We start from the raw sequence: 16,258 nt of genomic DNA on the forward strand, positions 1-16,258 counted from the left end.
GGGTCACATCGTTGCAAGCTGCGGATAACGCCAGGGTGATGGGGGAATTACAATTTCGTCATGTAATGGGAATCCTGCGGCAGAGGTGTTCTGGCTCGTAGCCGGCTATGCGTTCGACAAGTGTCTGGCCTGATCAAGACCGATCATTTGCACTCTTTTGGCATAGCTTGAGCCGTGCTTGGCCATTTGAGTCTGTAGATGCCGGCGCTCAGAATGCGTAATCGGGTTATAGGATTTTCCATAAACCGCCCCAGCCTCCTTGTAAGGTTTGGCCGTAAAGGTTTCTTGTGCAAACTCCTTGAACACGAAATCGGGGGATCGGGCAATGACATCCAAAAACACCACGCCCGAGTCGTCCCCTGTTTCGGAGGTGCCTGCCATCCAGTCCAATGCCAGTTTTGAAAATTGACGGAACTGCCAATTGATCACGGCATCTCCCGCTTTTATCGAACTTGCAGTTCGCAGGGAAAACAACGCCTCACTACTGTCTTGTAATGCCAACGTAGCATTCTGGACCTCGTGCTCGGACAGCGGCTCGCGCAGGTTTTTTTTCCAGAATTGCTCGACCTCTTTGGTCGATGTTTTTTCATAACTCTGGATTTTTCGGGTGATATCAAATGCCGCGGAGTGACTTTTTAAATAATCTGACCAGCCTTGCAGCAAGTTGCGGGCCTCAGCAGGCGTCCCTTGGTAACTGGGGGTGGCCTGCATAAAGTAATCGACGTTGTCGTCCTCTACTTCAATACCTTCGCGGATCATTTCATTGACCCCTTCAAAGTCTGAGGAAGCGTTTTCAATATTGATTTGGAGAGCGTCATTGATTTGATCGATACGAACGAAGCTTTGCTGTGGCGACGCTGTGGCAAGGCCATTCAGGACACGTGACCTGACATGTTCAAACCCATATAAAAGCGTCACCGGCGCCAAGCCTTCGGCATCTACCCACAGGATCGGGTTATTGCGGACAAACCGATAAAGGTTCAAGCCATCAACATCCCCTGCTGGATCAGGATTAACCCAGCGCTGCAACCCCGCCACGTAATACCTGAACCCATAGTAATAAAGCCCCGTCGCATCCCGCTCTTTGCCCGAATAGCGCAGGGTTTTATAACTCGCCTCGATCTCTTCGCGCCCGGCAAACCACGCGGTGCTGCCGAACGGGTGATAACGCTCGTGACTGATTACCTGGCCCGCGCTGTCGAGTTCCAGCGTGCAGGATCCCAAATGGTCGTTGAGGCTGTAACGCAGTTGATCGTTGGCGATGCCTTTCGGCGGTTCGGATTCCCAGCGCAACACCTGCACGCTGCTGCGCCCGGCCTGAACGCTGATGATCTGCAACGTTTCGCCCGTGCCGCTGTGGGTGCGGATTTGCAGGTTGGGCAGATAACGGGTTTCGGCGATCAGCGTCCGGGCATTGGTTTGCGTTTGCCGGACTTTGCGCAGGCGCATGCCGTCGGCGCCGTAAACATAGTGTTCGTTATCGTCAGCCGCACCGTCCCGCGCAACCGGCCGGACTTCGTGCAACTGGTTGCGCAGATCCCAATGCAAAGACTGCCCCGGTTGCAGGGCGAGCAGATTGCCGTTGGCGTCGAAGCCGTTACGAAAGTCTTCTTCGTCCGGTTCCACGCCATCCAATACCGGTAGACAGCGGTTGCTTTGGGCGGCGGCGAGCAGGCGATGGCCGTGTTTTTGCGCGCCGTTGTGGGTCAACTCCAACAGGTTGCCGCCGCGGTCATAGCGGTAGGTCTGAGTGTACTGCGCGACGGCGGCCGGATCGTCGAACGGTGAAAACAGCGGGCCTTGATTGGCGCCGCCAGCCTCCCACCCGGTTGCCTCGATCAGTTGATAAAGACTGTCATACCCATAACGGTTGATCGGCTCGATACGCTGGTTGGCGAAGTAACGGATCGGCAGCGCGGCGTCTTCGATGCTGAGCACATTGCCCACCGGGTCATAGGCGTAGCGCAGGTCTTGCAGGCTGTCATTGCCGTGTCTGGCTTGCAGCCGGGTCAAGCGGCCGTCTTCTGAATCGTATTGCAGCGTAGTGATCACACCATTGCCGGCGGTTTCCTGCCCAGTCTGGCCTTGGGCGTTGTACTGCATGGCGCTGACCAGCGTTTTCGGCTTGGCTTGTTTATCCAGTTGCAGGCGTACTTCGCGCAACTGCCCAGCGAGGTTCTGTGCGAAGAACTGGCGGTGTCCTTTGGCGTCAGTCTGTTCGATGGTTTCGCCCAAGGTATTGAAAACCGAACGGCTCGTGGTCCCAGCGCCGGTTTCGAGCAACGCGTCGCGGTCGGTCGGCGGTTCGGGCCAGTCGGGGGAGCTCAATGCGCGCAGAAAGTGCCGGGTCTGCTGCATGACATTACCGCTCAATCCGAACTGTTCGAACAACTGCGTGCCGGCCGGATCATCGTGGCGGATGAGTTGCCCGCACTGGTTACGCGTGGCGAACGTCGGATCGCTGTCGCCATAACCATAACGCTCCGTACACAAAGGCTCGCCGTCGCTGGCGTGTTCGAATACTGCCAGTGGCCGTAATTGTTCGTCGTACTCGATTTTGCGTTGGCTACCCCGTCCGTCCCAACCGTGCAGAGGCTGACTTGCTCCGCCGAACAAGCTGACTCGCCACCCGGCATCGACACCAACGGTGCTCAGCACCTGGCCTGACAAAGAGTTGGTGGTGATGAGGTTGGCGGGCGCAGAAGCGTCGGCGAACAAACGAGGGTCGCGCTGCGCCACCCAGCGTCCGGCCACCTCATGCTGCGCAGCCGTGACTCGTGCCTCTGGCTCTCGTTCATCCACTCGCCAATAGTCAATTTGGCGTACCGCTAAACCACGGCTGTCGATGGCGGTCAGTTGCGGTGTATGGATATGGATGTGCAGATTCATGTCCACCAGTTCCGCCGCCGTTGTTGCGGTGGTGGTTCGAACAGGTCGTTCTCATCGAACGCCACGTTGCACCAGATCCAGTACCAGATTTCCCGGCGCAAGGGCTTCGGTTCCGCCGAGGGGCCTTGCGGCATTTTCTTGGCCAGCACGGTTTCGGTCGGGCGACCCGCCGCGTCGTAGAACTGCTGGTCGTGGAAGGCGTGCTGGCGCATCGAGCGGTCGTTGATGTAGCGCGGTTGATCGGCGAAGTAGGGCCGGTAGATCCGCACTTTTTCGCCTTTGTTGTTGTACTCCACCGGTTCACTGACGCGCCAGCGTCGGGGCACGTCGGCTTCCAGCGGATGACCTTCGGTGTCGAGGCGCAACTCGCCGTTTTCATCGACCTGCCAGGATTTGCCCGGCTCGACTTCCTGTTTGGTCTGCAAGGTGCGGCCGAAGCCATCCAGACACGCGATACTGACCCGTACTTGCATTTCGGGGTCGCCGGGATAGCGGTCAGCCAACATTGCGACGGAGTACACCGGCTCACGTTGTGAAGCATCGATTTGCTTCTTCAATTCGGTTTCGTTTGCGTCGGGATTTTCCAGGCCCGTCACATGCTGCCGAGCGCGATCGCAAATATGCCCGCTGGGCAGGAGGAAGCCTTCGCCCTTGGCCCAGTCCAGCCAGTCAGGGGAGGGTGGGGACGTGCGGCTGATACGACCCATCCAGCTGAAAGTGTCCCAGAAGCTGACGTTGGCGAAGTTTCCGATGGCTTTTTTCGGATCGGCGATGGCGATGGCCGGGTCGCGGTCTGGAGGCGGAACATAGGTCTCCAGTGGGTCGAAACCTACCGGTTGTCCCATTTCTGTGCCGTGAAAGCTGCTCACCAGAGGTTCACCGAACGCGTTGCAACGTGACTCCTGGATATTGCGGTTGGCGTCTTCGATGGCCGCTGGCAGAAAGGTACGGTAATCGACATTGAGGCTGCGGGTGGTGCAACCGTCGGGCAAGGTCACCGCAGTGGTCAGGCACCAGTAGGCGTCGTAGGTGATGAGGGTTTCACCGTGGCTTTGCGTCTCGCGGTATTTCTGCACGTTATAGAAACCGTCCAGCTTGTGGTACGTGGGGAAGCCCCGGTGCACCGACCACAGGTAGTTTTTCGCGTCTTCGGGATCTGCCAGCGGCGCCTTTTCAGCCTCGGGCAAAAACAGCTCCATGATGTGGTAACCGACTTCGGGCGACTGCAGTTTTTCCTTGAGGTTGAAGGGCATGTCGCCCTGCTCGTTTCTGAGTTTGTCGTAGGCGGCGAGGGCGATGGCATCCAGTTCTGCCGTTTCCACATAGGCAGGTAAACCTTGGAAGGTCGCTTCGCCGGGTGCGAGGGTCTGACCGTTCTCGGGGTTGATGTAGCGCTGCATGGACAAGCCGGACAACACCGCCTGTTTTGCCCACGGCCCGTCGTCCTCGCTCATTTGCAGAAAGTGGTCGTGATGGATCTGGGCAGCGGTCAGTTCAGTTTTTTCCAGCACCAGGGCATTGCTGCGCTGCTGAAACGGCAGCCCAAGGCGCCAGACATCTTCATTCGTGAGGTGAATGGGCTGCGCCCGGGTTTGCGTCAGATACCACTGCTGTTGTGCAGGGTCATGAGCATCCTTCCACCATTGCTGATGGTGCTCATCACTGAACGGCGGCGGTTCATCAACGGTTCGGCGTCGTGCGTAGTGAACGGTAAACCCGTGCAGACTCGTACCGTATTCGTCCCACTCAAGGTTGAGGTGGTGCTGGCACAACGGATCGTCGGCGACAGCGGCCTCGTACTGGTAGCTGATCGACTCCAGATCCAGGATTTGAAGCACCGCGTAGGGCTGGTGTCTGCTTTTGGGACGCAGCCGGCGCACCGCGTAACGGTTTTCCTGAACGGTGTAGGGCACGGCGGTCGCGGGGGCGTCGTCCGCTGCGTAGGTTTCCGAGCGCAGCGTGGTCCCGCTCAGGGCGCGGGCTATTTCTCGGGCGGTGTCTTCGTCGAATGTACTGAGCGGCTGCGTCGCGCGGTCGTTGAAGTGATAGTTCTGCAGCAGCGTGGGTCGCAGGTCTACGGCGTCCTTGTCGCGGTTGTAATAACCGTCTCTTGGCGGATCGATGAACTCGCCAGTGTGGAACCAGGTTTTGCTCAGGATTGGCGCGGTAAAACCGGCACGCGCGCGCTCGGCCGCCGACGCTTCGGTATCGCTTTGCAGGAGCAGGCGAAAACCGCGAAATTCGCGCTCGAAGCGATCGTAATAACCACCGCGATAGCTGAAGGTCTGCGTCAGCGTGTTGCCAGTGATCTCATCGCACTGGGTCTGCCGGCTTACCAGATGCAGGGCCAGTGGCAGCTTGCACACCGGGTTTTCGATACCGGCGGCGTGCTGCTCGTGTTTCTCGTCCAGCCATTCCTGTGCGGAACTGCGGTAGGTCACGCTGCTCACGGCGCCCATGTTGTTGCAGGTGCGGTTCATCAGGTAGGGCTTGGCCTTGACGAAGTCATAGCGCCAGTGCCGTGGCGTCATGTGTGGCACGGTGAGGATCAGGCTGGAGCACCCCAGCCCTTGCAGGTCGGCGGTGCTGACCTGGCAAAGGGGATCGTAATGCACGCCTTCCGGCCACAGCAGGATGATTGGACTCTGCTCATAACCCTTGCCGCAGTGGTTCATGAACACCAGCAGGTTATCGGGCTGCAGATAAATCAGATCCACGGCCCCCGAGCCGTCAAGGTCGGCCAGCAAAACCTGCGCGGCATTGAACTGGCGGTAGGCAAAGGGCAAGGCGCACAGCACAAAGCCTTTGCCGAAACGTCCACGCCCCAGATTCGGCCAGCATTTGACTTCGTTATGACGGATACGCACCAGATGTTGCTGGCCGCTGCCGAGCACATCAGCGAAGGCCACCAGTTCCGCCGAGGTATTGCTCAGCACAGGCAGTTCATCGTCATCCCCCTCGGCGGTTTTATACGCGTGGGGGACGTCGATGCCGTCGGCAAATCCCGCCGTGCGCTGGTTGGCGTAAAGCCGCACGCTACGAGTGCCGATCAGCGCCAGATCGCTCAGTCCATCCCCCACCAGATCGGTCATCTTCGCCATCGGGTGAAAAAATTCGCCGGGGAACGCATCGAAGGGGACGAAGCCCGACCAGCTGCGATCCGGGTCGAGGGTAAAGAAGCCACACAGGCCCGGGGTGGCGACCACCCAGTCGAGCCTGCCATCGCCGGTCAGGTCGGTGAGGGACTGATGAACCGGCTTGCTACTGTCGGCCATTGGCTGGTGGTCAAGACGTTTCCAGTCGCTGTAGCTGACGTCGTCACCGCCGGCCGCCGCACGTAATGGCTCGCGGTAATACCAGGCCTGGTCATACCGACACAGCACACCTGCCATGCCTTCACCGTACAGGTCCACGAATTGATAGCGCTGGCCGTCGTTGAGGCCGGGCATGTCGGGAAAACGTACCCAGCCCTGAGGTTTTGCATCCAGTTCAAAGGCGTTGTAACTGAACTCCATTGGCGGCCGGTTTTCCGTCTGGCCCAGGCCGTCGTAGGCCTGCGAGTGTGCGGCCGTCAGTTGGTTGTAGCCTAATGGGCTGGTTCGGTGTTCCAGCAGCAGACGCTGGACCAGTACGGGGTCATCTCCCAGTTCCTTGGGGAAATGATGAAACATCAACACCTGCCGACACAGGCGCCGGGTACCCAGTTCGAAACCGTAGGCGTAGATCCAGAACGGGTCGCTGCGTTCGGGCCACGGCTGTTGTTCCGCGAAGGTTGGCACCTGGGTCAGATCAGTGCTGCGCTCGCCATAATCGAACACCAGTTGAAAATGCCACAGCTGGTTTTTCCAACTGCCCGGAACCCACGTGTACAGGTGTGGATGGGCCTCTTCGTTGCCGTAGCAGATGCGTTCGAGGTAACGCTGGGCACTGTAGTCGCGAAACTGCGGCGCAACGGGCGCGCCTGTATCGGGCTTGTACTGGTAGACAATGTGCTCGCCCCGAGTGTTGAGACTTTCGTCGATCATCCATACGCCGACGCGTTGCGGGTCAGCTGGGTCGGCGCGACGCGATTCGTTGCTGGTGCCGTACACGTGCAGGCTGCCGTCGGCACCGTGGATCAGCCAGAAACCCGGCTTGTCCGTACTGTTTGACCAATGTTCGATCAGGGCAAAATCGCCCTCGACCCGAGGCCAGTGGCGCACCACCTGGTATTCACTGCCCAAGGGCGCTTTGTTGTAAAAGGACGCGCTGCGAGAGACCAGCTCACCGTTGTCATTGCGCTCGGGCATCCAGACATCGCCACTTGGACCGACGACCTGGTCGGTGCCGTCGTAGGTCGGCACACCTTTGACGGTGCGCAGGGTGATGGCATTGACGGTGAACTGCCAGCCGATCCCGCACGGGCTGTTGCCGGTGTCGTTGCTGTAATTCAACGCCACAGACGGGGCAAAGCCGCGCCCGGGGGAAATCGGCAGGGGCACTGCCAGCGACGCCGTTCCTTTGGTGCCGATGCCGCCCCAGCCCTTGCCGATGCTTTGGATGGCGCCGCCCATTTTCGGCAGCGCGGGGGTGTTGATCTGCATCGTCGACTGTTGCTGCGGCGATTGTTGTTCGTTCATAGCGAACCGCCTTCGCGTCGGGCCGTGTAGCTCACGTGTACGATGATGTCGTTGAGGGATTGAAGCATGGCCTCCTGAGCTTCGTGGTTGGGGAAAATCAGACTCCAGCGTGATATGGCGCCGGTGTACTCGAAGGGCAGGTAACGTTCATCCTGAAAGTTGAGCTGGAACATGCCGTTGTCTTCCAGCGAGGTGGAGAGCGCAATCTGCTGACTGGCGCGCAGGTTTTCCTTGGCGTTACCCGCCGTGGCGGCCATTTCCACCTTGCTATAGGTTTGTCGCAGTACGGCACGAATGTCTTGATAGGGGCCAAGGCAGGCCGGCAGAGTCACGCTGATGGTCTTGATTCGGCGCAGGTAGTGATTTTCACCGGCGTAATCGTCTTCGAACATGGCTTGGGTCAGTTCGAATTCGCAGCTGCCGTTTTCGACCAGTGATTTTTTGATTTCCGCCCACGGTTTATTGAGGGTTGGCCCCGCGTCCTTGTCCTTCAGTTCCTTCAGGGACACGGTTTTTCTGATTTCCAGATCACGCCGGTTGTTCTGCAGATACTGGCTGTGCATCTGTTGCAGACTCATTTTCAGTTCTTCGCCGGCACCGAGGCCGCGGTAGCTGGCATTCCACGCGCCGGGGCGGATGAAGGTCCGGGTGAAGTCGCCCATCTCGTATTGCCAGCAGGCTTCGGCGGCCTGACACAGGGATTGCGCGGTGGTGTAGGCGGTGTGGTAGAAACTCGCGAATTTGCTGTTGAGCCAGTCGTAGGTCTGCGAGCGGCTGAAGCGGTTGCTGCTCAGCAGGAAGTCATGGGTGGCCTTCGCCTGGTTGAGCGCGGTTTGCGCCTGGCGCAGTTGCAGTTGAGTGGCTTTGTGTTGTTCTTCGTAGACGGCGAGTTGGGCCTGGATTTGTTCGGCTTCGAGTTTTGATTGGTCGAGGGCTTGGGTCCATTCCTGGTTGCGGCGACGAAAAAACTCGACCCGTTCTAATATCTGACTGGTTGCACGTCCCAGGGCGCCGGCTGCGAAACCGACTGTGGCAACCGAATTAGGCGCGCCTTCAGGTCGTTGCCCGCCTGTAATGAAACCGGCGGCTCCCCCCAATGCACCTACGACTACAAATGCGCCGAAAAGGTTTGGTGCCGACTTCAGACTCTCACCGGTTGCCCAGCTTGCTTGAGCAATTGACTCCGATAAACTGGCTTGAAGTCCCAAAGTCGTTGTCAAAATTTCGCTAGCAGTGGCTCCCTCGTCAATCAAGGTTTGGTAGTAGTTTATACGGCCCCGGACAATGTTCCGGCTGGCCAGCAACACCTCTTTGTTCTTCTCGTCGATCTTCATCATTTGCGCTTGCACATCCACCGCCACCTTCGCCAGATTCCACGCCTGTTGCTGCTGCAGTTCAAGGTATTGCGCCTGCTCCTTGCGCTCGATCAGCGACAACAGCGTCGAGCCGAACTGGATCACGCTGTCCACCGCGTTCTGCGCCAGGGCGAACATGAAACTGAAGCGGTAATGGGGAATCTGCGGACTCAACAACCGACTCAGCGCCGCCCCGGACAGGCCCTGGCCCCAGGCAGCGAGCAGGGCGCGCGGATCCAGTGGTGCCGCGAACAACGGCAGGTTCAGGGCTGCGCCTGCCATGTCGAGGTTGTGCCGCAGGTTGTGCAAGCGGCTTTCGGCGCGCTCCCAGTGCATGATCAGTTCGGGGTTGAAGGGGCGACGGAAATACTCAACGTCAACGCTTGCCAGTAACGGGTCATCACCGTTAGGTCGCAGGCACAGCAAGGGTGCCGCCTCCGAAACCGGAGCTTTGCCGATACGCAGCGGTGGTTGTTGCTGAAGCTGCTGTTGCGCGGCGATCAGGCGTTGTTCGAATTCACGCAGTTGTGCATTTTTCGACGAGCTCAAGGCGTCGAGCGCGAGCGGCAACCAGTCGTCGATCTGACGAACATCCGGGCGTGGCCCCAGCAAATCCATGATGTGAACGTAGCGCAACTTGGCTTCAGCCAGCCCGTCCGGCGTCAGCTCTGCGTACGCCAGATCGGCCTGTCGGCTTTCAATCTCGATAAAGAGTTTCCACAGCGCCTTGCGAAAGTGCACTGGAAAACTCAGGGCAATCTGATGTGGATCGTCCGGGAACAGAATGGCCTGGCTGGGATCGGCCGGGCCGGGCCACACGGGCTCCTCCAGTGGCACGGCCTGCCAGTAACCCGCGTGCCCCGGGTCGGCGCTTTGTCGTGTCGGGTCAAACAGATACGACAGCCACTGTTTCGCCTCGTCGTACTGCTGCTCTTCGTTCAAGCGGTAGGCCACCAGCCATGGCAAGTACAGAAACAGTTCAAGGAAATACAGGTAGTAGCCCCCGGAAAAATCCATGGCTTGCGCGCCGAGGCCATCGGGGATGGGCGGTTCTGTGCGCCGGGTCTGGGTCTCCCATCTCAGCAGGGGTTCCATGCCGCTTTCGGCCAGGTTGATGAGTTGCCGGGCGAAGGTGGTGTTCATGCGCACAGGCGTCCGTTGCGTGTCAGGATTTTGTCCGTCACTGCACTTGATGCTTGAACCACTGAAGTCAATGAATTGCGCTTTGCCCAAGGAGGGGCTGTCACCCGCAGACGGGGACGTCAGGCTGTCGATACTTGGCGCTATTTGCGGGCTTGCGGGAAGCACCTCTCCCCAGCCGATGGTCAGTGCTTTGAGCGCTCCGCCAACCAGCGTGGTGGTCATGATCCCCCTGTCATAAAGCAATACGCCATAAATAAGCGGGATTTTCAGTTTCTCGGAATCCGCGGGCCACTCGACCGGCCAACCATCGGGCTGGAGGGTGGACTGATCGACCGAAAACGAATAAGTCAGTGACGAATCCCTCGACAGATTGCTGACGATGGCTGTGGACGCCAGCATACGCATCCCGCTGAATGTTTCAGGCGGCTGTGTTGCAATGACATCCAGTGGGTGGGCGATGAAAAACTGGAAGGCATGGCCCAGATCGCTAGAGGCGTTACGCACTGCGTCAGTACGCAGAGGGATCTCTTTCTCGACCGTGGCACGGCGCCAGAAGGACGAAAAAAACACGGCTGCGTCTGACATCAGGTGATAGAGCATTTCCCGGTTGGCCCGTTTACCTGCCAGTGACGCTGTGCAACCTCGTTTGGTCGCGGGTAACGTAAATTCGGTTGAGGTATTGAAGTCGGCGATAAAGCTACGAAGAAGGTCCGGGGTTCCTTTGAAGCAGAACGCCGCATCTGATACATCCATGAAATCGGTGCCAACCGGTTCAATGGTTGAGCCTGGAAGTAACGGAACCTCACGCTGATTGGCCGATGGATCGAATATCAGCGTAAGTTTGACGAGCTCCACGTCGCTATCTATACCGTCGAAGACGGTAATTTTGAGGCTTCGGAAGCTGTTGAAGCCTGCCTCCAGCCTTGCGGTCAACTCGAAACTGGATTCTTCTCGGTTATAGACAAGGTCGACGTCTTTCGAGCTGGTCTTGATTCGCGACTGCCAGCCGAGATAATCCCAGGTGTTTTTTTCGCACTCCGGTATCTGGTGATCTACGGCACCGAACTTTGGCGTGCCGGAGGGAAGCCAGTACTGAAAACGACCAGCATTGCTATCGGCGAAAATATGGCCGATCAGCAGTACATGCGCCGAACCCTCTTCGAGCACGGCAGCAGAGGGAAGTGAGGCTGGTTCGACATTCGGTACTACGCCTAATGACGGGAACAGCGGTGTCACATTGAAGTTCTTGTCTATTCGTACCGTTCGCAGAAAATCATAGGTGTCGCCACTGCCGGGAATCTCGGAAGGTACGCTCTGATAATTCGAATACAACATAAGCACCAACGACTCGGGCGACGTCGAGTGGTCATACACCGCGATGGTCTGGGTTTGTTCTGCAATTTCTTCCAGCGGTTTTTCGATCAGCGCTGGAGTCTGGCAGTAACTCTCGATGTAGATTCGCGGCGTGCTCCAGGTGTCGTCGTATTTCTTGTAGCTGGCGTATAGACGGAACCGCGGATTGACCTTGACGCTCGTGTCGGCCCTGCCCTCAACAGGGGCCTGCATGGCGTCTGTATCCTGAAGCTCCAGTTCGGCCCAGACCACGTAAAGCCGATTGTTGAACCAGCACGGGCGGATAGTGTGTTCCAGCGCCTTTTCTGAAATCGGTACGTTGGCTCTTTGCCAATCCGACCAGGCATTGGGCAGCGGCTTGTCGAACTTGTCCGGGATTTTGCCGGGTGCCTGCGCAGGCTCTTTCACCGCGCGCTGGGACATGTCCAGTGAGCGCCAGTAATAGGCATTTTCGGCGGGGGATTTGCCGACGAAATAATAGGTGCTGTTGGCAAAATCTTCGCCATCAATGTAGCCGTTGCAGATCTTCAGGTTGGCGATTTCTTCGAACCTGGCGAGGTAAGCCAGCACGGCGGCCTGCGTAGTCTCCGGCTGAATCTGCGCCTGGTTGAGGTCATTTTCCAGCTGCTCGAAACTGGCGGTCTTGATCAGACGCAGGGTCGGGTCCAGGTAGATGTCCGGGAAGGTCCGCAACTGCTGGATGGCCGCCCAGATCGGATAGCGATCAAGGCCATCGCGCCAGGTCTTGGTCTGCAGAGGGGTGACGCTGTCATCGCTGTAACCGGGTTCCAGGTTCAGCATCAGGCAATTGATTTGTTGCTGGTAACTGGCAATGGCACAGGCCACGGGGCTGGTCGGCACATTCTGGCTGACCAGTACATCCAGTAACCAGAATTCATAAAGGTCATTGGCGGTCTTGATCCGTTGGGCCAGTCCCTGCTCGATCAGGTAGGGATCGCTGGGCACGGCTTCATGCAGGTACAGAGCGAGCATCGCGTCACGCAATGCCTCGTTGAGCGGCGCGTCGAAGGCAGTCGTCATGATCGTTCCTTAACCATTGGCTCGTGAAGCGTCAGAGGCAGAGTGGGTGGCTATGACCGCTTCACCGACGGCTTTCCACTCATTCAGCGTACTTGTGTGATTCAGCCCTGTGGCTTGCAGCAGCGCCTTGGCGGATAAACCGCTGGCCTGGCAAGTGGCTTGGCATCGACGGATCCAGTCGACGTGCGCCATCGAGCGGGCGCGCTTATCGGGGAGGGTGCTGGTCAGCTCGGCAATTTCCGCTTCCGACCACTCCAGCAAACGAGCGAGGGCAGCGTTGGCCGTTTCGCTGGCGAGCTGGCGCAGCGCCTTGTTTTTCAGTTGGGCCTTGGCCGGATTGGCGCAGCTGAAATAACTCAGTACGTTGTCTTCCGATTGACTCTGGCCGTGAAACCAATGACTGAAACGTTCGAGCAGGTAAACGTCGCTGAGGCTGGGCTCGCTGTTGGAGTCCCCATACGACTCGCCAGCCAGCCACGCTGGATTGACCAAAAACAGGCGCAAGGCGCTGTTGCTCAAGCGCAGTTGCACGACGATCTCGGCGTGGCGCGCAACACGCCGGTAATCCTCGATCAGCGTCTGCGACAGCGGTTCCTTGAGGGCTTGCAGCAAAAGGTTGTACGGCGTAGACCAGGCCCAGTCAGTGACTGCCCGGCAGCGATCCGGCGCGAGTTTGGCGGTTTCCTGGAACAGCCCTTCGAGTAACCGGGCTTGTCGGTCATGTGCACCGAGCAGGAACTCGACGAGTTTCTCTGCACAAGCGTCTTTGACCGGCTGGTTCAGATCGAGGTCTTTGAGCGCGTTAACCACATCGGTCTGCAACCAGGTGACGGGTTCATCCACCAGCGTCAGCGGGCGATCAAGGCCTGACAGCAGGCCGTCTGGATTGAGGAGGCTGTGTTCGACCAGCAGCTGGAACCAGTTGATTGCTCCTTGCTTGCGTTTGCCATCGTTCTGCAGCGGCAGACCCAATGCGTTTACTTGCGCCTCGGTCACCAGACTTTGGCGCGTGTCGTTCTGCAATCTGCCCAGACGCGCAAGCAGATCATCGGGAAGAGGCGCCTCCCCAGCCATTTTGACGTGCTGGTCGCTCGGCAGCTCTTCGACCTTGGACTGAGCATTGAGGCCCAGGCGTTGCAGTAACTGAGGCACGGTCTGCTGGCTGTCGTTGAGCCAGTCGAAAGCCCAGTCCAGTTGCATCAGCACATCGAGGATGTCCGGTGTTGCTCCTGTCGTCTGTGCACTTAAGCGGCCGCTGGCCAGGGCCATTTTGTAACTGCTTCCGCCGAGGAGGCCCGCCATTGCCAGCAAGTCTTCGACCGAGTGCCCGAACAACCGGGCAATCCGCGCCTGGCGGTACAACGAAGAGACGGTAGGCAAGTCTCGTTTGAGTTCACCCACATGCTTTTCGGTCTGGCGAACAATCAACAGCAGGGAATCTTCGGTCGGTTGCACACCGAGTCCGGCACACAATTGCAGCAGGGTTTTCTGCGTCGCGGCATCCGGCGTGGTCATATTGATGGGCGTTTGATCGAGGATCAGCGGTGTGTCGAACAGCTGCACGCGGTTGAACACTTGATCGAACAACGGCACCTCGTCCTTGCCATTGGCATAGGGGCTGAGGTCGTGCATCAGCGCCGCGAATTCTTCGGGTTTGATACTGTGCCGTTGGCTCAGGTAGCGATAGACCCCCAGTGCTCGCAAGGTATTTTCGTTCAGCTCCAGCCGGAGGTTGGCTTCGCCCTCGGCGCGGATGGCGCTGATGATCAAGGTGTCGAGTTTTGCGAAGGTGATGCCGGTCCAGCGTTGCAGACGGATCATCCGCTGCAGGCGATCGAGGCGATCGAGTGAGGTTTTGCTCAGGCGCCATTGTTTACTGTCACCCGACTCGATCTGCTCAAGCCCTATGGCGGTGTCTGAATCATCACGCGGGACTGCTTCGGGGGCCGGTTCCAGCTCGCTGTCGTACAGATCGGTGCCGGGGCCGGTGCCATTGATATAGCAGGCACCGTAGTGAGTCGGATAAGGAAACTCCAATACCTTGTTGGTGGCACTCCGCGAGGCAACCCTGTTGGGGTTTGGCTGCAGGTTTGGACAATTGGGTGACACGCGCACTGCGTAGCTGCGGCGGGCCACAAGCTGCTCGACCTGTTCGGCGTTCAGACCGGTGTGTTGCATGAAGTCGGTCAGCAGGGTCAATTGCCACAGAGATGAGTCGTCGGTGACTTCGACGCCGTAGGTGCTTTTGAGAAAGTTCTGCTCTGTCGTCGTCAGGCTGTAATGGTCATCCAGTGTAAAGGCGAAGCGTTGTCTGGCCAGATGGATCGGTTCGGCTGCGGTTCCGGTGGCAGTGATCAGATCGAATCTGGCGGTGTACCCCTGCTCGGTGGGCGTCGGAAATGAGGTGGCGGCCTTGAAATGCGCAATGATGGAGTTACCTGTAGCGTGGAGACGATTCACCAGCCATCCAGTCCCTGTCAGGTTCTGGAGGTTGGAACTCAGATCGATGCTGGCAGGCTGGGTCTCTGCGTTCTTGCGAAAGGTCAATGAAACGACGGTTTTGGCGCCGGCTGTACCTGTTGGCGTGTCCGCTACCGGACTCGCGGTCGCATCTGCCTGCCCCGACAGCAGCAAGTAACACCTGCTCTGTGTGGTATGCGGCCGCAGATACGCGCTGAGTGGGCTTTTCCAGCCATTGATCAGATCATTGCGAGTCAGATAAAAGTCGCTGAATACCGAGGGTTCGATCAGCAATTCCTGTTGTTGCGGACTCAACCCGCATAACAGCCGTTGCGCCTGTAATGCCGGATGCTGGATCTGCCCATAGTCGTTGGTTGCCGTCTCTTTGATTGGCAGCAACAGGCTGGCCCGGTAATTCACCTCGCCCAGACGCGGCTTTTTATCAGCCAGCCCCAGTTGGCATTGATGGTGATAGAAGTTGTAAGGCAAAACGAAGGGGTAGCGCCGCTCGGCCAGTACTTGATGGGTGGACTTGGGCTGGTCGGAGGGATTGCCATCCAGATGAGAGCGCAAATGGCTTTCCAGCACCTGCATGACGATTTCCAGCATCGGCCGTGGCGTGAACGTGCTTTCGTGGGTTATCAACAGGTCCTTCAGATCAGGACGGCGTTTATCCATCAACAGGCGCTTTGGGTCTTCACTGGTTTCTTCCAGTTCGAGGGAAAACTTCCTGAGGTGAGTCAGGTAGGCCACGGGACTATCGTTGGCGGCAATGGCCCCGACCTTGGTGAACTCGTCCCAGTTCTCGTTGAACATGCGTTGATAGGTAGCGCCCAGCGGGACCAGCGCGCGAATACCACTGCGTTGAGCAAGTTGCTGAAACGTACCTGACGAGGTCTGGTATTCCCGGAACAAGCGCGAAATCAACGCTGCATATTTCATCGCGTTGTCGTAAGCCACATCGGCGTTGGCATCACTGTACCGGGCCAGCTGGCGAGCGAAGGCGGACTTGGGCAGGCGCACGATATCGAAGACGGAAGTGAAGCCCATTTTCTGCATGGCTGTGGGGAAGTCGCGGCGGCCTCTTTTTAACGGGGCGTCGGACTTGATGAGGGCGTTCATCAGCGAGGGGATGTCGTCGGCCATGAGTGTGCAGCTCCTACCAGATGAAGGTGGCATTAGGGGAATGCCTGGTAGGGTCACGCTAACGAAAAATGGCGGGGGCGTAACCTGTCAGGTCTGACAGGTTGAGGCTTGTTTTTTAGAACTAATAATAATATTCGATGGAGTTTTTAAAGCCTTTAGCGTGAGTGTAAGTTTGATTTTTTCAGCTTCTGAAGCTACCAATTGTGTTTTAACATTTTTTAAAGAATTTTTATAATAAAAACTAAGTTTTTT

At 58.0% G+C, this 16,258-nt stretch carries 4 protein-coding genes; all 4 read right to left on the reverse strand.

Features of this window, described 5'->3' with window-relative positions:
• Positions 1-105: 105 nt before the first annotated feature.
• Genes F8N44_RS10870 through F8N44_RS10885 form a run of 4 tightly spaced genes read right to left on the reverse strand, consistent with a single transcriptional unit; the run spans position 106 to position 16,006 of the window.
• The gene (locus tag F8N44_RS10870; protein ID WP_224794758.1) at positions 106-2,889 is read right to left on the reverse strand and encodes an RHS repeat domain-containing protein; all 2,784 of its coding nucleotides are present in this window, start codon (positions 2,887-2,889) and stop codon (positions 106-108) included.
• Positions 2,886-7,508: a SpvB/TcaC N-terminal domain-containing protein gene (locus F8N44_RS10875; protein WP_150650299.1), complete on the reverse strand. Its 4,623-nt coding sequence runs from the start codon at positions 7,506-7,508 to the stop codon at positions 2,886-2,888. Before F8N44_RS10875 ends, F8N44_RS10870 begins: the two co-directional genes overlap by 4 nt.
• Entirely contained in the window at positions 7,505-12,400 is a 4,896-nt protein-coding gene (locus F8N44_RS10880; protein ID WP_150650300.1) for a neuraminidase-like domain-containing protein, read from the reverse strand. The genes F8N44_RS10875 and F8N44_RS10880 overlap by 4 nt, the downstream gene beginning before the upstream one ends.
• Positions 12,401-12,409: 9 nt before the next feature.
• Complete coding sequence (locus F8N44_RS10885; protein ID WP_150650301.1) at positions 12,410-16,006, reverse strand: Tc toxin subunit A; 3,597 nt, start codon at positions 16,004-16,006, stop codon at positions 12,410-12,412.
• Positions 16,007-16,258: the final 252 nt, after the last annotated feature.

Origin of the sequence: Pseudomonas fluorescens, assembly GCF_902497745.1 — a bacterium.
GTDB classification, from domain to species: domain Bacteria; phylum Pseudomonadota; class Gammaproteobacteria; order Pseudomonadales; family Pseudomonadaceae; genus Aquipseudomonas; species Aquipseudomonas fluorescens_BM.

Coding starts and splice junctions, on each gene's coding strand:
- F8N44_RS10870 (WP_224794758.1), bottom strand. CDS start 2,889: ATGAATCTGCACATCCATATCCATACACCGCAACTGACCGCCATCGAC.
- F8N44_RS10875 (WP_150650299.1), bottom strand. CDS start 7,508: ATGAACGAACAACAATCGCCGCAGCAACAGTCGACGATGCAGATCAAC.
- F8N44_RS10880 (WP_150650300.1), bottom strand. CDS start 12,400: ATGACGACTGCCTTCGACGCGCCGCTCAACGAGGCATTGCGTGACGCG.
- F8N44_RS10885 (WP_150650301.1), bottom strand. CDS start 16,006: ATGGCCGACGACATCCCCTCGCTGATGAACGCCCTCATCAAGTCCGAC.